We start from the raw sequence: 20,748 nt of genomic DNA on the forward strand, positions 1-20,748 counted from the left end.
CTTGGCAACAGCATGTGTATGAAATTACGTTGAATCAGCCCGGCTTCTCCGCACAGCACGCCTAGTTCTCCACAGTCCTGAGCACTCGCCAGCAAAGCACCCCCATGGTGAGTTCAACTAGATTCATGGGCAGGCACGACTGGGCCAACGATGAGGCACCTTCCATCCCGGCACCGGTGCCGGGGCGCTTGCGCGTGCTTATTGGCAGGTCCGCAGTCATCGTACTGGTCATCGGAATCCTGAGCTGGATTTCTATTTCTTTGCTCTTCAACCCGCCGCCCGATGGACCACTTGAGGTACAAAGCGTTGAACTATCATCGGCACCGGCGGCACCCCAGGGTAAAGGTTCCCCAGACTCTTTCACAGATAAGCCAGCGGCCACCGGGACCACCCAACTCAACACCGAGCCATCTGGCAGCAGCGCCTCGGGACCAACAGACAAGTTGATTCTTCACGTCATCGGTGCGGTCAAGACCCCTGGCGTCTACGAGCTGGAGCCCGGTTCGCGGGTTCGCGATGCAGTATCCAGTGCCGGGGGATTGAACAGCAATGCAGCACCGGAGAACATCAACCTTGCGGCTCAAGTCACCGATGGTCAACAGGTGCGCATCCCCAAACGTGGAGAAAACCCACTCCCCGCAGCCGCGGTCCCAGATCCACCGGCATCTGAAACAACACCAGCATCCGATGCTTCTACGCAAGGTCAACCCGACGCGAGTGGTTCAAAAATCAATATCAATACCGCCGACAGCACGGCGTTACAGGTGCTGCCGGGCATTGGTCCGGCACTCGCCCAGCGCATCATTGACTTTAGGCAAAGCAACGGAGCGTTCACTTCCGTGGTGGAACTCGATGCTGTAAGCGGCATCGGCCCGGCACTCCTGGGCAAGATTCGGGACCGGGTTGAGTTCAAGTGAGCCTTAGGCAAAACCCCAAGGCGGCACTCTTGGCAGTGCTTGAAAAACTGCCGGGGCATGATCGAATCCCCAAAACACTAATAAAAAAGCTTACCTCCCTCTCCGTGCTGCCTTCAGAAGCATCTATAGCGCCGTTACGCCTTGACCTGCGCGGCTTGTGGTCACTGATAGGGGCTTGGAGCGCGGCACTGCTCGGTGTGCGCATCGAGCAAACCCGGCAAGCAACACTGGCAGTTGGCTGCCTCATACTGGCGGGGATAGCCGTCATGCTCCTGCTGCGCAAACGCCATGGAGTACTTGGCACCCAGAGCACTCCACTTTTCGCTGCACCGGCTCTGATGTGTGCTGCAGCCGGACTGGTCCTGGTCCACATGTTGCTGAGCGGTGCAACGCTCCTTCCGAACCAGTTGAGCTCGACGCTACAAAAATCTGACGTTGCCCGCGTGCAACTGGTCTTGGAGCAAACCCCACAGCAGGGAACCGTCATCGATAAGTTTTCCGAAGGAGCCCAAGAGAAGATCTCCTACAGGGCTCAGGCAACACTGAAAATGATCAAGGTTGGGGATACGTGGGTTCGGCTCAACGTCCACGTTGTACTGAATTATCCGCAGGAGAAAGCTCCCACCGTTGCACCACCGCTCAGGGACAGCACGATTGAAGTACTGGCTCGTTTTCAAGCGACGCCGGTTGGGCAACGAAACAGGTTCAGGCTCACAGCAATAACTCCAGTGCGCCTGATTGATGAGCAGAAACCAGCATCTCTTGACGCCCGGCTGCGCTCCACCTTTATTCGGGCTGCCCAGGTGCTCCCAGACCCCGGCCGCGCATTACTTCCGGGGATGGTCTTTGGGGATCGCAGCGGGCAAAGCCAGGAGCTCGGCGATGCCATGAAGGCCTCGGGCCTTTCTCATCTTTCGGCGGTTAGCGGCGCAAATTGTGCAATGGTGCTGGGCGTGGTGACCTTATTGCTGCGTTTTGCCGGAGTTCCGCGCAGTGCAACATTCATCTGCGGGCTCGCGGCCTTGGCAGGGTTTGTGATGCTTGTCGGCTTCGAACCTAGCGTGCTACGCGCGGCGGTTATGGGTGGTATCGCCGCGTTCGCCGTACATTCATCGCGCGGACGCAACGCCCTGTCCGCCTTGTGCTTGGCGGTTGTCATCTTGCTTGTGGCAGATCCTTATCTGGCCGGTGAAGCCGCATTTCAACTCTCCGCGCTGGCAACCGCCGGTATCGTCATGATTGGGCGCAAACTAGCGGTATCCCTGAAACGCAGGCTGCCCGAATTTTTGGCCGAGGGCATAGCGATCGCGCTTGCCGCACAGATCGCTTGCCTGCCGGTACTGGTGAGCCTAAGCCCGACCTTTTCGCTCTACTCGGTGCCGGCAAACCTGCTGGTTGCCCCCTTGATCCCGTGGATCACTATAACTGGCACCGCAGCTGTCATACTGCTGTCTCTGCTTCCACCGCTCGGCATGGCCCTGCTGTGGGCCGGAGGAATTCCCGCCACATGGGTGGGAAGCATGGGGATGTGGGTCGCGGCCTTACCTGGTGCACTGCGGCCCTGGCCGGTAGGCGTTGTGGGATTGGCGTTAGCTTGGGGGATTTTCATTGCTGTCTTCTTTTCGCTCGGTTATGCGCCTGGGCGCGAAGGAACCTGGCACGCAAAACTACCTTCGGGTGTCCAAGCGCTCACCGTCGGACTATTGATGGGCCTCACGCTGCCGGTGACAGCCCTGTTCCCCATGCCGCGGGTCGATTGGCTGATTGTCGCCTGCGATGTGGGGCAGGGAGATGGAATCGTGATCAATACCGGTGACGGGCGAGCCATAGTCATCGACACGGGCCGTGAACCGCAAGACATTGATGCGTGCTTGCAGCGGCTACGGGTCAACGAGATTGCAGCACTTTTCATCACACACCAACATGCCGATCATGATGGTGGAATCGCCGGGGTTGGAACCAAGCGGCGGGTAGCAGCAATCTACTACTCAATTCTTGATGCCCCCGCCTCCCCGCCGATTCTCCAGGGGCACCGCGGCACCCAGCTTGCCGCAGGTGCCCATGGGGAAACCGGCAACGTCTCCTGGCGGGTGATCGCCCCCGCCGGCGGCGACGCGATGAGTGATGAGAACGACGCCTCACTTGTCACGCGCTTCGAAATCAAAATCCCTGGCACCGAACGCACCATCAGCTTTTTGGAAACCGGGGATATGCAAGAAGTACCGATGGGGGAGTTACTGGCACATGGGAAAATTCAGCCCGCCGATATTCTCAAGATCGCTCATCATGGTGCACGCAATGGAGGAACCGAGATCATTGGCCGGGTGAGACCGGTAGTTGCGCTGATCTCGGTGGGAAAATCGAACACCTATGGGCACCCGAGTCCGCAGATCATTCGGGCCCTTGAAAACGCGCAGATTCCCGCGCTACGTACCGATGAACACGGAAGCATAGTGTTGGGTTGGGAACATGATCGGCTGAGCATTTCCACGCTATCCACCCGCCAGGTCAAGCAATAGTTCTTCCTTTCAGCCCGCGTTCCCGATGGGCACAACGTTGCTATCTGGTTGCGGATAGTATTTAGGGGGTTGTTCGATCACTACGTAAGGGTTTTGTCATGGCTGCGGCACGCGGCGCTACGAAGAGCGCAGGCATTTCTTGGCGAGTACTCTCCCCGGCTCCATTGATCCTGCTTCAAGGATCCGAAGAATTACTGGCGTCGCGCTCCTTTGAACGTGTTCGGGCGTTACTGCGTGCCGAAGGCGAGGTTGAAGTCATTGGCTTCGAGGCAAACGCCTACGAACGTGGTGAACTCCTACTGGCCTCCAGCCCGTCGTTGTTTAGCGAAACCAAACTCATTGAAGTGCGCGGTCTTGCAAATATGAACGAGGACTTCCTAGAAGACACCCTCGCGTATGCCAAGGCGCCGGCACCGGAGACAACATTGGTCATGCATCACAGCGGGGGAGTGCGTGGCAAAAAATTGCTCGATGCACTCAAGGCCGCCGGTGCAGTACTCGTGGATTGCCAGCCGTTGAAGCGGGACTCCGACAAGGTTGATTTTGTTTCCCAGGAATTCAAGGCTGCCAAACGTAGGCTGAGCTCAGAGGGTGCACGCGCCCTGGTCGCTGCCTTAGGTAGCGACCTTTCCGAGCTTGCTGCAGCATGTTCACAACTGATTCAGGACACTACCGGTGCCATCGATCAGGAAGTCGTAGACAAATATTATGGCGGCCGGGTTGAGGCAACCGGTTTCAAGGTTGCCGATGCAGCCATGATGGGCCGAGCAGATATTGCTCTTTCCACGCTACGCCATGCGCTGGCCACCGGTACCGACCCGGTACCCATTGTTGCAACCCTTGCCATGAAGCTGCGGCAGGTGGCAAAGGTTGCTGGTGCCAGAAAATCCGCGGGTCAACTTGCCAGCGAACTAGGTATGCCGCCGTGGCAGGTGCAGGCGGCCCAAGAACAGGCCCGTTACTGGAATGCAGATGACCTCAGCCGTTGCATTCGTCTTGTTGCCGAGGCCGATGCCCAGGTCAAGGGGGCCTCAAGAGATCCCAAATATGCCGTTGAGCGTGCGGTGACGCAGATTGCCTTGGCGGCGCGTCGTTAGATCCGTTCCCTGTTTCTAGCGCGGTCGGGGGAAAGCCGTGTAGCCGAGGCCATGGGTGCTGGACCTTTGGCGGTTAATCGGGGTTCGGGCAGTTGCCCAAAGACTTTCAGGAAGCGCAATCTTACGATCCGGCTTGCTACGTATCTATTCCACAACCCGTTAAAGAACAGGATCAATGGGCTGGCGTTGAATATTGCCGCGCGTCGCTTGGATAATGCGCTCCGAGCTAGAGCCTGGTCCAGGCCAAGGCTAGCACCAGGAGAATTCCACCTACCTACTGCCGGCTTCTGCCACGGTGTTTTGTAGGCCAAATAGCTCAGCGCAAAGGGCAATCCCCGCGCCGAGGCTCAGCTGACTGCCGAGAAAACTACCAAAGCCGTGTTCGGCGACTAATAGGTCGGCTAAAAGCATTGCGTCGGGACGGGGGCGCGCAACAAGAGAATTTGAGAAATTTGGCCGATCGAGACTACGGCACCAAACCCTATGGCATTCACCGATGCTCGAATGAGTAGTAACAAGTAGAGGCATACGCGTCAATCAGTGGTGCGCCACCGAATGGGCTAAATAGTGTGCCTGGGCATGTTGTAAAGCTTGTAAATAGCTCGTTGTGGTTATTGCCCGGGGGTCTGATCCACGAGCATTTCCACTGGCACACACCCCGAAAATGGTTTCAGCACGAATCACATGGCGAGTACCGCGACAAGCATGAGTTCCGGGATCAGAATCCACGAGTTGATTGAGGCAGAACACCACCATGCGTTGCGTCGCTTGTGTGCGGTATGCAGTTCTCAAAACTTTGGGCACACTATTTTTTCACGGTAGTTGTGTCTTCTCGGTCGGTGGTTGCTCAACCATTTCGTGCCAGTAGGTTACTACCGAATGAGAGCATAAGCATTTTTTCGAATGTTTCGCGCATATTTGTTGGGCGCTTGCCCGGCTACCGGGCTCGACGACTGCGTGAAGAAACAGCGTGCAAGGCCGTGGCGCGAAGTGCCTCACAAGACTGCACTTGAGGTATTAAACAGCTAGGCGCTCCTTCCCGTGATGAGGAAGGAGCGCCTAATAAAACTGGGGATAAAGCTTAGAGGGCGTTAACCTTCTTGGCGATAGCCGACTTGTGGTTTGCTGCGTTGTTCATGTGCAGCACACCCTTGGTGGCAGCCTTATCGATCTTGCGGCCTGCAACAACCAGTGCAGCCTCGGCAGCAGCCTTGTCTTCGGCTACAACGGCAGTGTTAACTGCGCGGATAGCCGTCTTCAGCTCGGACTTGACTGCAGCGTTACGCTGGCGTGCCTTCTCGTTGGTGAGAATGCGCTTCTTCTGGGACTTGATATTTGCCACTGTTTTAAACTCTCTTGCTCATCGCTTATATGGTCGGTGAGGGATATCTTCCGGGCCATCGACTGAGCGGCGTGGGGATACCTATGGCGACCCGGGAGAAGTGCCCGTCGACCTGCGCGGACACACAAGAAGTAATACTATCAGGTTCACCGCCAACTCACGATTCTTTTTGAGCAATATGCACGTGACGCCCATCAAGTTCCTCTCACAGCTGTGTGCCTAAATCATCCCAAGGCCCCACTTCAACGCTGGATTAGAGCATTATGGCGGAATTAGTTGGAGCTCAGGGCCTGCGCGACACGGGCAAAGCGATCCTTGCTCAGCACTGCCCCTTCGCGTCGAATGCCCTGTGCGCGAAGTCGAATGACTCGGTCAACCTTGACCTCGCTGGCTCGACCCTGCTTATCCCAGGGACCAGAACCAATATCCACGTAGTCCCTATCGCGGCGCTGGACGTTGTTGTGATCCTTCGAGGTCATCATCAGGGCTAGCAGGTATTCACCGTCCCGGCCCACCAGCAGTACCGGACGATCTTTGCCCTGCGCATAATCCTCTTCATAGGGGATCCATGCCCACACGATTTCGCCGGGGTCTGGCTGCCCGTCGGCGACAGGGTTATAAGTGGGCCTAACGGTTCCTTGGTAATCCCCGGGATAATTGCCATTTTCCCAGCCATGCAAGGCACCCGACTCGCACTGCCCAACATTGGGGCTTGAGTGTGTTTTTCGGGGTTGGGGTACAGGCTTTTGGGCGTTTGCTCGGCCCGTTGGGGTGCGCGGCTGATCTCCCGGAGCTGTCGGCTTGCTTCCCGGTTTGGCTTTTGTAGTGTTCTGAGATTTGAGGAATCCGTCGAGAACTTTACCGAGAAATCTGAGGACTTTATTGCTGTTGAACTTCATCTGGCCAAACTATCAGGAGCAACACCACTAATTAAGTGTGCGACACCAGCGCTCAGACATGGGAGAATGGCCATTGCAAAGCAATTTGCACACAACTTCTTTCCACTTCCTTATTAGCGAGGTCCCTTACGTGTCACCCATGGCCCGCACCGCACCGGTGCCTGCCGCGACAGATCCGGCGATCATCAGAAACTTCTGCATCATCGCCCACATCGACCACGGCAAGTCGACCCTGGCCGACCGCATGTTGCAGCTCACCGGAGTCGTTTCCAACCGAGATATGAAGGCCCAGTACCTGGACCGGATGGATATCGAGCGCGAGCGCGGCATCACCATCAAGTCCCAGGCCGTCCGCATGCCCTGGGAGGTCGAGGGAAAGGCTTATGCCTTGAACATGATCGACACACCCGGCCACGTTGACTTCACCTATGAGGTCTCCCGCTCACTGGCAGCCTGCGAAGGCGCAATCCTGCTGGTGGACGCGGCTCAGGGCATCGAAGCTCAGACGCTAGCGAACCTGTACCTGGCGATGGAACACGAGCTGACGATCATCCCGGTGCTGAACAAGATCGACCTGCCCAACGCGCAGCCCGAGAAGTACGCTGCGGAGATCTCCAAGCTGATTGGCTGCGAGCCCGAGGACATCCTCCAGGTTTCGGGCAAGACCGGCATGGGTGTCGAGGAACTGCTGGACAAGGTCGTTCGCGACCTGCCAGCTCCCGTGGGCAACCCCGACGCCCCGGCACGCGCCATGATCTTCGACTCCGTGTATGACACCTACCGCGGTGTGGTTACCTACGTCCGCGTGGTCGACGGCAGCCTGAGCCCACGCGAAAAAGTCCAGATGATGTCGACCGAGACCGTCTACGAACTGCTGGAAATCGGCGTCTCCTCCCCGGAACCGGTCCCCACCAAGGGACTGGGCGTCGGTGAGGTCGGCTACCTGATCACCGGCGTGAAGGACGTGCGCCAGTCAAAGGTTGGCGACACTGTCACCAACTTCGCCAAGCCCGCCACCGAGTCCCTCGGCGGCTACGAGGACCCCAAGCCCATGGTGTTCTCCGGCCTGTACCCGATCGACGGTTCGGACTACCCGGCATTGCGCGATGCACTGGATAAGCTGCAGCTCAACGACGCCGCGCTGACCTACGTTCCGGAAACCTCCGTGGCACTGGGCTTCGGCTTCCGCGTGGGCTTCCTCGGACTATTGCACCTGGAAATCACCCGTGAGCGCCTGGAAGCCGAGTTCAACCTCGATCTAATTTCCACCGCACCGAACGTGGTGTACGAGGTGATGACCGAGGACAAGAAGATGGTCACGGTCACCAACCCGAGCGAATTCCCGGACGGGAAGATCCTCGAGGTTCACGAGCCGATGGTTGCCGCCACGATCCTGGCACCCCACGAGTTCGTCGGCGCCATCATGGAACTGTGCCAGTCCCGCCGTGGCACCATGCGCGGCATGGATTACCTCTCCGAGGAACGCGTGGAGCTGCGCTACTGGCTGCCGCTGGCCGAAATCGTCTTTGACTTCTTCGACGTGCTCAAGTCCAAGACCCGTGGTTATGCATCGCTTGACTGGAAGGCCGACGGCGAGCAGATCTCCGATCTGGTCAAGGTCGACATCCTACTCCAGGGCGAACAGGTTGACGCGTTCTCCGCGATCACCCACCGTGACAAGGCCTACGCCTACGGCACCATGATGACGGTGAAGCTGCGCGAGCTGATCAACCGCCAGCAGTTCGAGGTGCCGATCCAGGCAGCCATCGGCTCACGCATCATCGCCCGCGAGACCATCCGCGCGATCCGCAAGGACGTGCTTGCCAAGTGCTACGGCGGCGATATTAGCCGTAAGCGCAAACTGCTTGAAAAGCAGAAGGAAGGCAAGAAGCGCATGAAAATGGTTGGTCGCGTGGAGGTCCCGCAGGAGGCGTTCATCGCCGCACTGTCCTCCGAAGAGCCCAAGAAGAAGTAGCAGTGGCAGCTGCGTTGCCCCTCGGGGATCCGGCACCAGCGGACGGCTCGCTTCCGGCAAGCTGCGCCGTTGGTGCCATGGACCGAACCTTTTCGGTCTATGTGCATATTCCGTTTTGCGCAGTGCGCTGCGGGTATTGCGACTTCAATACCTACACCGCGCATGAGCTGGGCTCCGGCTCCAGCCAGGACACCTATGCCGAAGCGGTCTCCCAAGAGATCGTTTTTGGTGCCAAGGCCCTGCTTGATTCGGGAGTTCCCACTCGTGAGGTCTCCACCGTCTTCTTTGGTGGCGGCACACCCACCTTGCTGCCGGCCGAAGACCTCGTGCGCGTACTTGACGAAATTCGTACCCAATGGACGTTGGCAGAAAATGCCGAGGTCACTACCGAAGCGAATCCCGACTCGGTCACGCGCGAATCACTGCAGGTACTCAAGGATGGCGGGTTTACCCGCGTCTCAATTGGTATGCAGTCGGCCGTTCCGCATGTTCTGAAAACCCTTGACCGTACCCATAACCCCGATCGGGTTGGTATGGCGGTTGCGTGGGCCAAGGAAGCTGGCCTGAAGGTCAGCGTGGATTTGATCTATGGCACCCCGGGGGAGTCGATCGAGGATTGGCGCACCAGTGTAAACACCGCGCTGTCCTACGATCCGGATCATATTTCCGCCTATGCGCTGATCATCGAGGAGGGCACCCGGCTTGCCGGGCAGATCCGCCGCGGTGAGGTAGCAAATATTGATGATGACGACCACGCCGATAAGTATCTGATTGCCGATGAGCTCTTCGGTGCTGCGGGTTACTCCTGGTATGAGGTCAGCAACTGGTCCAAGGACGAAGCCTCACGTTGCATCCACAACCTCGCCTACTGGCGTGGGGGAGACTGGTGGGGTGCCGGTCCCGGGGCGCATTCACATGTTGGCGGATTGCGTTGGTGGAATGTGAAGCATCCCGCCGCGTACCAACAGCGTATCGATGCCGGAACATCCCCGGCAGCCGGTCGCGAAACACCGGATGAAGATGCAAGGTATCTGGAACGCGCAATGTTGCTCACGCGCATCGTTGATGGAATGGATACAGCTGAGCTACTGCCCGAGGGCCGTACGGCCATTGCTGGACTGATTGCCGATGGCCTGGTGGTTCCCGAAGCCGCGTTCGCGAAGAAGGTTGTGCTGACTTTGCAGGGCAGGCTGCTGGCCGATGCCGTTTTGCGTAGGTTATTGAACTACTAAACGCTTCAATCGACTTTGCCCGTGTTTCCCATTCGTTGGGAAACACGGGCAAAGTCGTTTTCGAATACCTGGGAGGAACGACTCGCGTGCCTACGGCGCCCTCTGGTCCAGAATCTATTGCCACTTGGGTCGTGACGATCTCAGGGAGTCGGTTCTAGCGCGTCCAACGCTCCCACGAATCATCGGCAGCTTGTAGCCACCTTCGTTGATGAGTCCGGTTCCCGATCACCAGATAGTTTCGTGCCGAGGATAGTGCACCGCCCATATCTGTTGGAGCAAATTCTATGAGCACTAGAAGAACTAGCAGAGGCAACCAGAAAGTCGTCGCAAGGGCGATCAGCAGACCCCACTTCCAGCCGGGATCACCCTCAGTCTTATATTTTGTAGCTCTGAACCCAGCGGTTCTGGTGCCAAGCGTGCGTCCATGAGAGTACAGCGCCCAGTTACCCACAATTGCCAGCACCACCCAGCCAACCGGCAGAAGGAATGGTAAGTCTGGCGCGAAGACGAGGCTGCCCACAGCGGGCGACCAAATAATCAATGAATCAGTAACAGCTGCAACGAACCATGAAGGGATATCACCCGGATGCTGTTCGTTGTCAGTCATAGAAGAAAATTACGGTATGTGTGCTGGATCTAATAAACCGTGCTCAGAAGGCAAGATACGACAAGACCCTCTGAAATATCCATCATGTGATGAATTATTTAGAGGGTCTTGCAAAAGCAGTTGTGTTCGGCCGTGATTACTTGAACAGACGTAGGTTGAACCCGTAACGGTACGGACGAGATTTATTTGCGTTGATGCCTGCCTTGATGCCGCTAATTGTCAGGAAAATCCAGATAATCACGGAGAGTACCGCAAAGACCCAGCCGATGCCGGGAAGTATCGCCAGCAGGTTGGCGACGATGGCAAGCACAGTGAGTGGAAGTGTGAAATTCAGCGCTTCCTTAGATTCCTGAGCGGTGAAGGGGCCACGAAAGCGGTAGACGTAGTAGATGATCGCCGAGGGGATACACCCGAGGATCGCACCGAAGTGGGCAATTGTTGCCCACTGGCGGTCTTCGGAGGGAGTCAGCGGCTGCGGGGCATCCGAGGAGCCTTCAAACCCGTTCGGCTTGCCGTCTCCTGAGCCCGTTGAGCCTCGTACCTCGTTGACCACTGGCAGATTCCTGTCCGTCGTTGAATTGCTAAACCGGTTGTAAGTTTATCGCCTATCGGCATCTGGTTTTGCTCAAGTGCAGCTATCGCTGATGCGCCGTGTCGCTTAATGGCGTAATGCCGTGTTGAAAGTGTCAGAAAACCGTGGTCAGCTAGGAATTATCCACAAAATCGTGACAAAACTCACGAGCAATATAGTGCGTGATCAGTCTTGGTAGTCGCCGGCGGTGAGGAAATCAATGACCTCTTCTACTCGACCCAATAGTGATGGCTCTAGATCCACGTAGCTGCGCACCTGACCCAAGATCCGTTCCCAGCCTTGGGCAATATCCAGTTGCTCGGCGTGCGGCCACCCCAATCCCTGGAGGATTCCGGTTTTCCAATCGGTACCCCGCGGCACCACTGGCCATGCTTTGATTCCAAGGACTGCGGGGCGCACCGCCTGCCAGACATCGACGTAGGGGTGCCCAACAATCAGTACGTTTCCTGCTGCCCCCGGGACTCGCATGGCTTCGGCCGCAATCTTTGCTTCCTTGGTTCCGGCTATCAGGTGGTCAACTAGGATGCCTAGCTTGCGTTGCGGGCCCGGAGCGAAATCGCGGATTAGCGCGGCAAGATCATCAACACCATGCAGCGGCTCAACCACTATGCCTTCCACGCGCAGGTCATGACCCCAAACCTTTTCCACCAGCTGGGCATCGTGTTTACCTTCAACCCAGATGCGGCTGGCGCGAGCGGTTCGCGCCCGATGGTTTTCTACGAGGCGTGAGCCCGAGGCACTGCGCGCTGTTCCGTGGTTGATCGGTGCCGCTGGGACGGGTTCGGTAATTTCTACTGGTTCACCCTCGAGCAGGAAACCGAAACCGGTGCGGAAGGATTTGCTGCGTCCGGCACGATCTTCCAACGCCATGACCCGCATTCCGCCGGCTTTTTCGGTGCTGATCACTTCGCCGACCCAGCCGCTTTCGACGTCTTCGAGCAGCAGACCTAGGCTCACCGGGACCTTACGCAGCGTGCGGCGGGCAGGTGCACTCATATCTTGTGCGCCCCAAGAGTAATTTGCCATCATTTCACTTTCAGAGAACGAGGATGCGCGTACCGTATCCGGTGGCGCTGTTTGAGCGGGTGTGGTGAACGCGGCACCACTGCCTTAGCACAAACCATGCTAACAACTCAGCTTGTCGTATTAGACTTAGCACTTGGACGTGTCGAGTGCTAAGCGTGATCTGCCTATTCGCGCGCGTCTAGCCCCATACATCGTTCAGACCAATATCGTGACAGTCAGGAGGGGGAACCATGAGCGAACCACGCAGGCTCGAAGTGCTTCGAGCCATCGTTGAAGACTACGTTCAGTCCCGCGAACCGGTAGGTTCGCGTGCCCTCTTGGAACGGCACAACCTCGGTGTTTCGGCGGCCACAATCCGCAACGACATGGCATCCCTTGAAGAAGAGGGGTTCATTGTTGCCCCGCATACCTCATCCGGGCGTATTCCCACCGAAAAGGGCTACCGCCATTTCGTGGACCAAATCGGGGATATAAAGCCGCTCTCTTCCGCTGAACGCCGGGCCATTGCGGCCTTGATTGAGGGTTCACACGACCTCAACGATGTGCTGGAGAATACCGTTCGACTGCTTGCCAGCATCACCCAGCAGGTAGCGCTGATTCAGGTGCCGCACTATTCGGATGCCACAGTGCGACACATCGAACTTGTGGGGTTGGGCGCCGGGCAAACCCTTGTGGTGCTGATTGCCTCAAGTGGCAAGGTTGAACAGCGCGTAATCTTACTGACAGCGGAAACCGGCGAGGAAGAACTCCTGCGACTACGCGCTATCTTCCTAGGTGTACTGGCAAAACGTCCCATTGCCGATGTCGCGAAACTCTGTGGCGGGGCCAGCGATCTTGTTGAACCACGGATGCAGAATAGCGCCCGGGCTGTTGCCGAGGCGCTTGCGGCACTTGCGCGCAATAATACTGTTGACCGGATGGTCATGGCCGGCACCGCTAACTTGGCACGCGCCAATCAAGACTTCCCCTTGAGCATTACCCCGGTTCTTGAGGTCCTTGAGGAACAAGTGGTGCTGCTGCAATTGTTCTCCGAACTTGAACAAGATGCGCACGGTATCGCCGTTGGCATCGGCACCGAAAACCAATACGGGGCGCTGACCGAGGCCTCGGTTGTAGCAACCGGATACGGCCCGGGGGAGCGCTCGATGATCGGTGTGCTGGGCCCCACCCGGATGAACTACCCCACCTCAATGGCGGCTGTACGCGCCGTTGCACGATATCTTTCCCGCATTTTGGCCAGCTAACGCGCACTACATGTGCAAGGCCAGGATCAATTTTTTGAAGTATGAAAGGACACAGCGAGCACTGTGAGCACCCACTACGAAGTCCTGGGCGTCAACAAGGACGCAACAGGCGAAGAAATCAAGAAGGCCTACCGAAAGCTGGCCCGCAAGCTACACCCGGATGTAAACCCGGGCGATGACGCTTCGGAGCAGTTTAAACTTGTCACCCGCGCCTACGAGGTGCTCTCCGATACCGAGAAGCGCGCCAACTACGATGCCACGGGCAACGAAAACGGCACCGGCCAGCAGGGCTTTGGTGGCGGTGGCGGGTTCGGTGGTGGATTTGGCGATATCTTTGAGCAGTTCTTCGGCGGAGGCCAGGCCCAGGGCCCGGCCTCACGCGTGCAGCGTGGCCGCGATGCACTGATCACCGCGACCATCGACCTTGCCGATGCGGTTGCGGGAACCGTGTACCCGCTGGAAATGGAAACCGCGGTCACCTGTACCACCTGTGAGGGTAGCTGCTGCCGTCCGGGCACCTCGCCGGTCACCTGTACCATCTGCCACGGTGCCGGCCAGGTTCAGCGCCCGGTCCGTTCCTTCCTGGGCCAGATGATGACCGTTGAAACCTGTGCGGCTTGCCGCGGTTTTGGTACCACTATCCCGGATCCATGCATCGATTGCAGCGGTCAAGGCCGGATCCGCGAACGTATCTCCAAGCAGCTCAAGGTCCCCGCGGGCGTTGCCAGCGGCACCCGCATCCACCTGGCAAATCAGGGTGAGGCAGGTCCGGGCGGTGGCCCCAACGGCGATCTATATGTTGAGATCGAGGTGCGCCGTCACAAGGTCTTCGAGCGCGAGGGAGTGGATCTGCACGCACGCATGAACGTCCCCATGACCGCCGCGGCGCTCGGTGCTGATTTGAAACTTGAAACCTTCGATGGTGAGCAGACCATCGAGGTCGAATCCGGAGCCCAGTCCGGTGACACGGTTCGCCTGTCCGGCTACGGTGTCCCGCGACTGCGCGGTGGTAAGCGCGGAGACATCATCGTGCACCTGCATGTCGAGACCCCCACCAAGGTGGATGCTGCACAGCGCGAGTTGCTGGAGCAACTTGCCAAGCTACGTGGCGAGGAGTTCGCCGAGGGCCGCATGGAAAATAGTGGAGGAATGTTCTCACGCCTGCGCGGCAAACTAGGCAATCTGGGCTCATGAGCAACCAGTGCTTCTTCATGGACCACGGAACCCTCGGTAACCCGCAGGTCGGCAGCGAGCTGATCTTGCAGGGTCCCGAGGCGCACCACGCGGTGAACGTCAAGCGTGTGCGCGCCGGTGAAATGATCGACCTTGTCGATGGCACCGGGGTACGCGCCAGCGTCCAGGTTGTTGACACAGATAAATCATCGTTGCGTGCAACCGTCAGTTCGATTGAACATGAAGAAGCAAACTCGGTGCACATCACCCTGGTGCAGGCACTTGCCAAGGGAGATCGAGATCTGCAAGCCGTGGAATCTGCGGTGGAGCTTGGAATCGATGCGGTGCGTCCGTGGCAATCTGAACGTGCAATTGTGCGTTGGAATGAGGCAAAGGCTGCCAAAGCGCTGGGAAAGTGGGAAGCGACGGTGCTCGCCGCGCTCAAGCAATCCCGGCGCACCTTCCTCCCCAAGGTAGCCCCGATGCTTACCACCTCCGGGCTAGCCAAGGAACTTGCTCAGCGCACTTCTTCGCATGTTCCGGTGCTGGTTTTAGTGCTTCACGAACGCGGTACAGATTCGGTTGCGGGCATCGTGCAGGATTGGACGTCAGAACTTGCGGCCACTGCGGTTTCCGATGATCCGGCAGCGCCGCGCCCAGAGGTGATCTTGATTGTTGGTCCCGAGGGCGGTATTTCCGATAGCGAGCTTGATAAGTTCATCCAGGCAGGTGCGAAAGTTGCCTTGTTAGGTAAACACGTATTGCGTGCCTCAACCGCAGGACCTGCTGCACTGGTCTTGGTCCGCCACCTACTCGGTCAGTTGTAAGGACTTTACAACCCCAAATTTTCGGGTGACCACAACACATAAGTAAGTAGCTGAGGCTCCCACACTCGAGTGTGGGAGCCTCAGCTACTTGATTTTAAAGCACCAAAACAGCATTGCTACTTGGTGAGCGTAAATACCTTGGATTCGCGAGCTACCTCTAGCCCCTGAGCGGCGTCGACACCCCACGCGCTGAAAACATATTCTCCGGGTTCCAACTGGTAGCTGAAGGTGAATTCATTTGTATCTAGCCCCGGAGTGCCGGGATGCAGTTTTCCGGTGGCAACCAGTTCGCCGAGCTTAGCGGCCTTCTTTTCGGAATTAGGTTCATGACGTCTAATTTCCCAGTATTCGCCACCCGAGAAATCGGCCGAGAGTCCATGAAAGGTAACCTGCCCGGCCGCGCGTTTGCTGCCCCACTGTGGGTCGATGATCCACAGTGGGGCAGCGAGCTTTACATCTCTGGTGAAATTCTGGTCGAGCGAGATTTGTCCAAAGGCAAGAAAATCGCTCGATCCCTCAACGAGTATTCGTACACTCGGTTCAAGGCCATCGGTGAGAATCCCCGAGTTGGAAGCCGCCGCCGTAGCCGTATAGACAAGCTGAGCAATTGAGCGTTCCGCCAATCCCGCATCCAACGTCGCGCCGAAGGCCTTCTTATCAATGTCCAGGGTAATGACGTTCTCGGAGTTCACCGAGACTCCAACAGATGGGCTGGAACGCCAAAGATTGAAATACGCCGGGTCAATGGGCTTGGACGAAAGCATATGGGAGACCGCACCGGCAATTGGATCACCGGTTCCGGCAATATTGACGAATTCTCGGTAAAGCCGAACCGTGTCATCAGACTCGGCTAGCCAGTAGACAGGTGCCAAACGGTTGGTGCTCAGTGATTCCATCTCGATCGTTGATAACGGGGCGAGGCTCGAGCTGATGTTCGCCTGAGCCTCGGGCATCGAAAATTGTTCACCTTCCGCACCAACACCGCAGGCCGCGAGCGTGCCAAACAGCGAGATGAGCACCAAAACCGCAACACGGGTTTTAGTTGTACGACGGAATCGGGACATCGAAATTAGTAGCTTTCTTAAACGAACGGTGCTTAAAACAGCGGTACCTGACCCTCGGGGGAGACGACGGTCAAGTTACCAGCTTTGCATAAACAGCCACGCAGAAGAGCGTGAAAAGCGGATTTTGTAAGGACTGTTGCCCGATTGATATGTTGCACCGATCTACCACCACACACCGAGACCGAATCTCAACCTCATATATGTAGCATTTAAAGCGACATACACCACGTGCTGACGTGCTATTCAATGCCTACGGCCGAGGCGCACAGGATAAGATAATAATCGTGCAGGGGATCGGTGGCCACGGAAAGACCGTGCGCACTACAGTTGCCAGTACAGAATGCGGAGGCGACAACAGTCGTATGGATCACGAGATGAGCCAAGCTGACCAGGGCCGGGGAACCGATGCCGTGGTCAGCTTCGAGACTTCGGATCAGATGGTTGCCACCCTTGGGGCACACGATGAACTCTTGCGTGTGATCGGTGGAGCATACCCGGGGGTGGAATTGCATGCTCGCGGCAACGAGCTTCGAGTCACCGGGGAGGCAATATCTGCCCACAAGGCACTGCGCGTCATTACCGAGGCCCGCGCGCTTGCTGATCGTGGGACCAGAATCTCTGCGCAGACAATTGAGCAACTCATTCGCATGCTCGAGGGAACAAATTCAAACGATCCGCAATCGGTGTTAGGGCTCAAAATCCTCTCCGGGCGTGGCAAGGCCATTCGCCCCAAGACGGTAAACCAGAAGTCCTATGTAGATGCCATCGATGAGAATACTGTCATCTTTGGTGTGGGGCCCGCCGGTACCGGTAAAACCTATTTGGCGATGGCCAAGGCAGTTGCAGCATTACAGGCCAAAGAGGTAAGTCGCATTATCCTCACCCGGCCTGCGGTAGAAGCCGGGGAGAAACTCGGCTTCTTGCCCGGTACGCTCACCGACAAGATCGACCCTTACCTGCGTCCACTTTACGATGCACTGCATGACATGTTGGAACCCGATTCGATCCCGCGATTACTTGCTGCGGGAACCATCGAGGTAGCCCCACTTGCTTATATGCGCGGGCGAACGCTCAATGATGCATTCATCATCCTCGATGAGGCACAAAACACCACACCCGAACAGATGAAGATGTTTCTGACTCGACTTGGCTTTGGTTCAAAGATTGTGGTCACCGGAGATATCACCCAGATTGATCTGCCAGGTGGCACCAAGAGTGGTTTACGAGTCGTGGCAGAAATCCTTGAGGGCGTCGATGACATAGCCTTCTGCGAACTCGATGCAACCGATGTGGTGCGCCACCGCCTTGTTGGTGCCATCGTTAGCGCCTATGAACGCTGGAGCGTTCGTCAAGATCCAAACTTTAACCGTTCGGCAGCGCGTGCACGCCGCGCCACATCGGCACGAAACAAAAACGTCAAGAATCCGGGCACCAAGCCCAACACACAGGAGAACGCATCATGAGCGTAGAGGTCAACAACGAGTCCGAAATCGAGGCGGACCTGGCACGGATCAGTGAGTTGGGGCGCAAAATCCTGTCCGAACTTCACGTTCACCCGGAAACCGAAGTCTCGATCATCCTGATGGATGAGGAACCCATGAGTGCACTGCACGTTGAATGGATGGACCTCGAGGGCCCCACGGATGTGATGAGCTTCCCCATGGATGAGCTACGCCCGGGCCGCCCCGGTAGCCCCACGGAAGCCGGAATGCTTGGCGATATTGTGATTTGCCCGCAGGTAGCCACCAAACAGGCGGCAGAGGGTGGACACAGCGTAGAAGATGAAATCTTGTTGCTCACGACCCACGGAATGCTGCACCTTTTGGGCTTCGATCATGCAGAACCCGACGAAAAAGAAATCATGTTCACCCTTCAACGTCAGCTGCTTGAAGGATTCCTAGGCCGCCCGGCACCGCGGGAGACGATGAACTAGTGATCGCGACTATTCTCGCGCTCTGCGCGCTGGTGTTCATCATCTGCGCGGCAATTCTCACCGCCGCCGAGTCGGCATACCTTTACCTTTCGCGCCAGCAGGCCGAAGTCCTCCGCAACGAATCCTCCTCGGTTCACCTGAGCAATATTCTTTCCGACACCATTAGCCACACCCATGCGGTGCGTTTTTGGCGCATCTGGTTTGAAACAGCCTCGGCAGTGGCGCTGGGCATTCTTTACCACGACATCTTGGACAATGTCTTCCTCGCCGGTCTACTGGCAACCATCACCATGGCCGGCGTTAGTTTTGTGCTTGTCGGTGTTTCACCGCGTCGTTATGGTCGCTCCCATGCCGATGCGGTGGTGCGCGCAACCGCACCGTTGATCCGCTTCCTACGATTGGTGCTCGGCCCGATTCCCACCTGGTTGGTGAGCATTGGCCAAGCAATTGCGCCACATGCCGTGGCCGAGGATGAGGGGTTCTTATCCAAGGAACGCCTCCGCGATCTTGTCGATCGTGCTTCGGAAGGCGATGGCCTTGAAGATGATGCGGCGGAGATTATTAACTCGGTGATTGACCTTGAAGACACCTATGTGCGCTCGGTCATGGTTCCTCGCACCGAGATGAAGACCATCGACAAGGGCGAAGATCTCAATGCTGCAATGGAGCTATTCCTGAATTCTGGGTGTTCCCGAGTGCCAGTGATTGGTGAGGATGCCGATGATATTTTTGGCATTATTTACCTCAAGGATGTCGCCTATAAGCTGCACCGCCAGCCGGGCAGCAGCGCGCGGGTTGAAGATTTGGCCCGCCCCACCCGTTATGTTCCAGAATCAAAGCTTGTTGGTGAATTACTTCCCGAATTACAGCGAGAATCCACACATATGGCAATCGTGATCGATGAATATGGTGGAACCGCGGGGCTTGTCACCCTCGAGGACCTCATCGAAGAAATTGTTGGTGAGATTGATGACGAATATGACCGCACACGCAATGAGATCGAGGACAATGAGGACGGCAGTTACACGGTTTCGGCTCGAACCTCGATCGATGAGCTTGAAGAACTCTTTGACATTGAGATTGATGAGGACGAGGTAGACACCGTCGCGGGGCTGCTGAGCAAGGCACTGGGAACCGTCCCGGTGCTCAGTTCGCAGGCCACCTCACACCGTCTAGAGATGAAGGTCGTTGCCTTGAGCGGACGACGCAATCGCATTGGAAAGATTCTGGTGCGCAAGGCTGAAGAAAAAACTATTACCGGCGAGCAGCCCGCCGTTGACGATACACAGCATTACAAGGAGCAAGCATGAGCCGGAACACCCACACCCCCGCACTGATGCCCGATGGCGGTTGGCCGAAGGACTTCCGTTCCGGCTTCACCTCTTTCGTGGGCCGTCCCAACGCGGGCAAGTCGACGCTGACCAATGCGTTGGTGGGCCAGAAGGTGGCAATCACCTCTTCCAAGCCGCAGACCACCCGGCACACCATCCGAGGTATCGTGCACCGCGAGGACGCTCAGCTGATCCTTGTTGACACCCCCGGTTTGCACCGCCCGCGTACCCTGCTGGGCCAGCGCCTCAACGACCTTGTTGCAGAGACACTTTCCGAGGTCGATGCGATTGGTTTCTGCCTGCCGGCCAATGAGAAGATCGGTCCGGGTGACCGCTTTATCGCCACCCAATTGGCACAGCTACAGAAAAAGCCAATCATCGCGATCGTGACCAAGGCCGACACCGTCGATAAGGCGGCTCTGATGCAGCAGCTCATGGCGGTTGCCCAGCTGGGTGTTGACACCCTGGGCGAGGCCGGCTGGGCAGCTGTGGTGCCGGTTTCGGCTACCAAGGACTTCCAGGTCAAGGAGGTTGCCGACGTCCTGGCCAAGCAGATGCCGCTTTCCCCACCGCTGTACCCGGATGGTGAGCTGACCGATGAGCCCGAGGCCAAGATGGTCGCCGAGCTGATCCGTGAGGCAGCTCTTGAGGGCGTGCGCGATGAGCTTCCACACTCGTTGGCCGTCGTTGTTGAGGAAATGGTTCCACGTGAGGGCCGTCCGGAGGATAATCCGCTACTTGATGTACGCGTGAATCTCTATGTGGAACGCTCGAGCCAGAAGGCAATTGTCATCGGTAAGGGCGGTGCGCGCCTGCGTGATGTGGGAACCCGCTCACGTAAGGGCATCGAGGCGTTGCTGGGTACCAAGGTCTACCTCGATCTGCACGTGAAGATCGCCAAGGAATGGCAGCGCGATCCCAAGCAGCTGGGCAAGCTCGGCTTCTAATTATTCACACCCTGAAGTTGGTT

18 protein-coding genes are annotated in these 20,748 nt (G+C 57.4%); 12 read left to right on the top strand and 6 right to left on the bottom strand.

Features of this window, described 5'->3' with window-relative positions; translation table 11 throughout:
- Positions 1 to 125 precede the first annotated feature (125 nt).
- The 3 genes from CQ018_RS09345 (at position 126) to holA (ending at position 4,533) form a co-directional block, all read left to right on the top strand.
- Positions 126 to 917, top strand: coding sequence for a ComEA family DNA-binding protein (locus tag CQ018_RS09345; protein ID WP_219844038.1), 792 nt, complete (start codon positions 126 to 128; stop codon positions 915 to 917).
- Positions 914 to 3,436, top strand: a complete 2,523-nt coding sequence (locus CQ018_RS09350; RefSeq protein WP_105549712.1) for a DNA internalization-related competence protein ComEC/Rec2 — start codon at positions 914 to 916, stop codon at positions 3,434 to 3,436. Before CQ018_RS09345 ends, CQ018_RS09350 begins: the two co-directional genes overlap by 4 nt.
- A 98-nt stretch (positions 3,437 to 3,534) precedes the next feature.
- Entirely contained in the window at positions 3,535 to 4,533 is a 999-nt protein-coding gene (gene holA / locus CQ018_RS09355) for a DNA polymerase III subunit delta (RefSeq protein ID WP_105549713.1), read from the top strand.
- A 1,081-nt stretch (positions 4,534 to 5,614) separates the two neighbouring features.
- On the opposite strand, the gene rpsT is transcribed toward holA, so the two are convergent.
- The gene (rpsT, locus tag CQ018_RS09360) at positions 5,615 to 5,875 is read right to left on the bottom strand and encodes a 30S ribosomal protein S20 (protein ID WP_105549714.1); all 261 of its coding nucleotides are present in this window, start codon (positions 5,873 to 5,875) and stop codon (positions 5,615 to 5,617) included.
- Between the two features lie 272 nt (positions 5,876 to 6,147).
- Positions 6,148 to 6,774 carry a type II toxin-antitoxin system PemK/MazF family toxin gene (locus CQ018_RS09365; protein ID WP_105549715.1) on the bottom strand — a complete coding sequence of 209 codons (627 nt, stop codon included), beginning with the start codon at positions 6,772 to 6,774 and terminating at the stop codon, positions 6,148 to 6,150.
- 130 nt (positions 6,775 to 6,904) lie between these two features.
- Between CQ018_RS09365 and lepA the strand changes: the two genes are divergently transcribed.
- Both lepA and hemW read left to right on the top strand, forming a co-directional pair.
- Complete coding sequence (gene lepA / locus CQ018_RS09370; protein ID WP_181149832.1) at positions 6,905 to 8,749, top strand: translation elongation factor 4; 1,845 nt, start codon at positions 6,905 to 6,907, stop codon at positions 8,747 to 8,749.
- A 2-nt stretch (positions 8,750 to 8,751) separates the two neighbouring features.
- Positions 8,752 to 9,981, top strand: coding sequence for a radical SAM family heme chaperone HemW (gene hemW, locus CQ018_RS09375; protein ID WP_105549717.1), 1,230 nt, complete (start codon positions 8,752 to 8,754; stop codon positions 9,979 to 9,981).
- A 154-nt stretch (positions 9,982 to 10,135) separates the two neighbouring features.
- Here hemW and CQ018_RS09380 read toward each other — a convergent pair whose 3' ends face one another.
- The 3 genes from CQ018_RS09380 to CQ018_RS09390 form a co-directional block, all read right to left on the bottom strand.
- Positions 10,136 to 10,588 carry a hypothetical protein gene (locus CQ018_RS09380; protein ID WP_105549718.1) on the bottom strand — a complete coding sequence of 151 codons (453 nt, stop codon included), beginning with the start codon at positions 10,586 to 10,588 and terminating at the stop codon, positions 10,136 to 10,138.
- Positions 10,589 to 10,724: 136 nt separating this feature from the next.
- The gene (locus CQ018_RS09385) at positions 10,725 to 11,141 is read right to left on the bottom strand and encodes a DUF4870 domain-containing protein (RefSeq protein ID WP_105549719.1); all 417 of its coding nucleotides are present in this window, start codon (positions 11,139 to 11,141) and stop codon (positions 10,725 to 10,727) included.
- A 204-nt stretch (positions 11,142 to 11,345) separates the two neighbouring features.
- Positions 11,346 to 12,206 carry a DUF3097 domain-containing protein gene (locus CQ018_RS09390; RefSeq protein ID WP_105549835.1) on the bottom strand — a complete coding sequence of 287 codons (861 nt, stop codon included), beginning with the start codon at positions 12,204 to 12,206 and terminating at the stop codon, positions 11,346 to 11,348.
- 230 nt (positions 12,207 to 12,436) lie between these two features.
- On the opposite strand from CQ018_RS09390, the gene hrcA reads away from it, so the two are divergent.
- From hrcA to CQ018_RS09405, 3 genes are all read left to right on the top strand, one after another.
- Positions 12,437 to 13,450, top strand: a complete 1,014-nt coding sequence (gene hrcA / locus CQ018_RS09395; RefSeq protein WP_105549720.1) for a heat-inducible transcriptional repressor HrcA — start codon at positions 12,437 to 12,439, stop codon at positions 13,448 to 13,450.
- A 63-nt stretch (positions 13,451 to 13,513) separates the two neighbouring features.
- On the top strand, positions 13,514 to 14,644 hold the full coding sequence (gene dnaJ / locus CQ018_RS09400) for a molecular chaperone DnaJ (RefSeq protein ID WP_105549721.1): 1,131 nt from the start codon (positions 13,514 to 13,516) through the stop codon (positions 14,642 to 14,644).
- Complete coding sequence (locus tag CQ018_RS09405; protein WP_105549722.1) at positions 14,641 to 15,450, top strand: 16S rRNA (uracil(1498)-N(3))-methyltransferase; 810 nt, start codon at positions 14,641 to 14,643, stop codon at positions 15,448 to 15,450. Before dnaJ ends, CQ018_RS09405 begins: the two co-directional genes overlap by 4 nt.
- Before the next feature lie 116 nt (positions 15,451 to 15,566).
- Here the strand turns inward: CQ018_RS09405 and CQ018_RS09410 are convergent, their stop codons facing one another.
- Positions 15,567 to 16,514 carry a GerMN domain-containing protein gene (locus tag CQ018_RS09410; RefSeq protein WP_105549723.1) on the bottom strand — a complete coding sequence of 316 codons (948 nt, stop codon included), beginning with the start codon at positions 16,512 to 16,514 and terminating at the stop codon, positions 15,567 to 15,569.
- Positions 16,515 to 16,888: 374 nt separating this feature from the next.
- Here CQ018_RS09410 and CQ018_RS09415 point away from each other — a divergent pair, with 374 nt between their 5' ends.
- Genes CQ018_RS09415 through era form a run of 4 tightly spaced genes read left to right on the top strand, consistent with a single transcriptional unit; the run spans position 16,889 to position 20,725 of the window.
- Positions 16,889 to 17,977 (top strand): PhoH family protein, encoded by a 1,089-nt coding sequence (locus tag CQ018_RS09415; protein WP_258142499.1) that lies wholly within the window; start codon positions 16,889 to 16,891, stop codon positions 17,975 to 17,977.
- Positions 17,974 to 18,447 carry an rRNA maturation RNase YbeY gene (gene ybeY / locus CQ018_RS09420; RefSeq protein WP_105549725.1) on the top strand — a complete coding sequence of 158 codons (474 nt, stop codon included), beginning with the start codon at positions 17,974 to 17,976 and terminating at the stop codon, positions 18,445 to 18,447. Before CQ018_RS09415 ends, ybeY begins: the two co-directional genes overlap by 4 nt.
- Positions 18,447 to 19,757 (top strand): hemolysin family protein, encoded by a 1,311-nt coding sequence (locus CQ018_RS09425; protein WP_105549726.1) that lies wholly within the window; start codon positions 18,447 to 18,449, stop codon positions 19,755 to 19,757. The genes ybeY and CQ018_RS09425 overlap by 1 nt, the downstream gene beginning before the upstream one ends.
- A gap of 26 nt (positions 19,758 to 19,783) precedes the next feature.
- Positions 19,784 to 20,725, top strand: a complete 942-nt coding sequence (era, locus tag CQ018_RS09430) for a GTPase Era (protein ID WP_105549836.1) — start codon at positions 19,784 to 19,786, stop codon at positions 20,723 to 20,725.
- Positions 20,726 to 20,748 lie beyond the last annotated feature (23 nt).

This window comes from Arthrobacter sp. MYb227 (assembly GCF_002975435.1).
Lineage (GTDB): Bacteria > Actinomycetota > Actinomycetes > Actinomycetales > Micrococcaceae > Paeniglutamicibacter.

Bases quoted from the DNA above. Each gene is read 5' to 3' on its own strand.
- CQ018_RS09345 (WP_219844038.1), top strand. From the start codon at position 126: ATGGGCAGGCACGACTGGGCCAACGATGAGGCACCTTCCATCCCGGCA.
- holA (WP_105549713.1), top strand. From the start codon at position 3,535: ATGGCTGCGGCACGCGGCGCTACGAAGAGCGCAGGCATTTCTTGGCGA.
- CQ018_RS09365 (WP_105549715.1), bottom strand. From the start codon at position 6,774: ATGAAGTTCAACAGCAATAAAGTCCTCAGATTTCTCGGTAAAGTTCTC.
- CQ018_RS09380 (WP_105549718.1), bottom strand. From the start codon at position 10,588: ATGACTGACAACGAACAGCATCCGGGTGATATCCCTTCATGGTTCGTT.
- CQ018_RS09390 (WP_105549835.1), bottom strand. From the start codon at position 12,206: ATGGCAAATTACTCTTGGGGCGCACAAGATATGAGTGCACCTGCCCGC.
- hrcA (WP_105549720.1), top strand. From the start codon at position 12,437: ATGAGCGAACCACGCAGGCTCGAAGTGCTTCGAGCCATCGTTGAAGAC.
- CQ018_RS09405 (WP_105549722.1), top strand. From the start codon at position 14,641: ATGAGCAACCAGTGCTTCTTCATGGACCACGGAACCCTCGGTAACCCG.
- CQ018_RS09410 (WP_105549723.1), bottom strand. From the start codon at position 16,514: ATGTCCCGATTCCGTCGTACAACTAAAACCCGTGTTGCGGTTTTGGTG.
- CQ018_RS09415 (WP_258142499.1), top strand. From the start codon at position 16,889: ATGAGCCAAGCTGACCAGGGCCGGGGAACCGATGCCGTGGTCAGCTTC.
- ybeY (WP_105549725.1), top strand. From the start codon at position 17,974: ATGAGCGTAGAGGTCAACAACGAGTCCGAAATCGAGGCGGACCTGGCA.
- era (WP_105549836.1), top strand. From the start codon at position 19,784: ATGCCCGATGGCGGTTGGCCGAAGGACTTCCGTTCCGGCTTCACCTCT.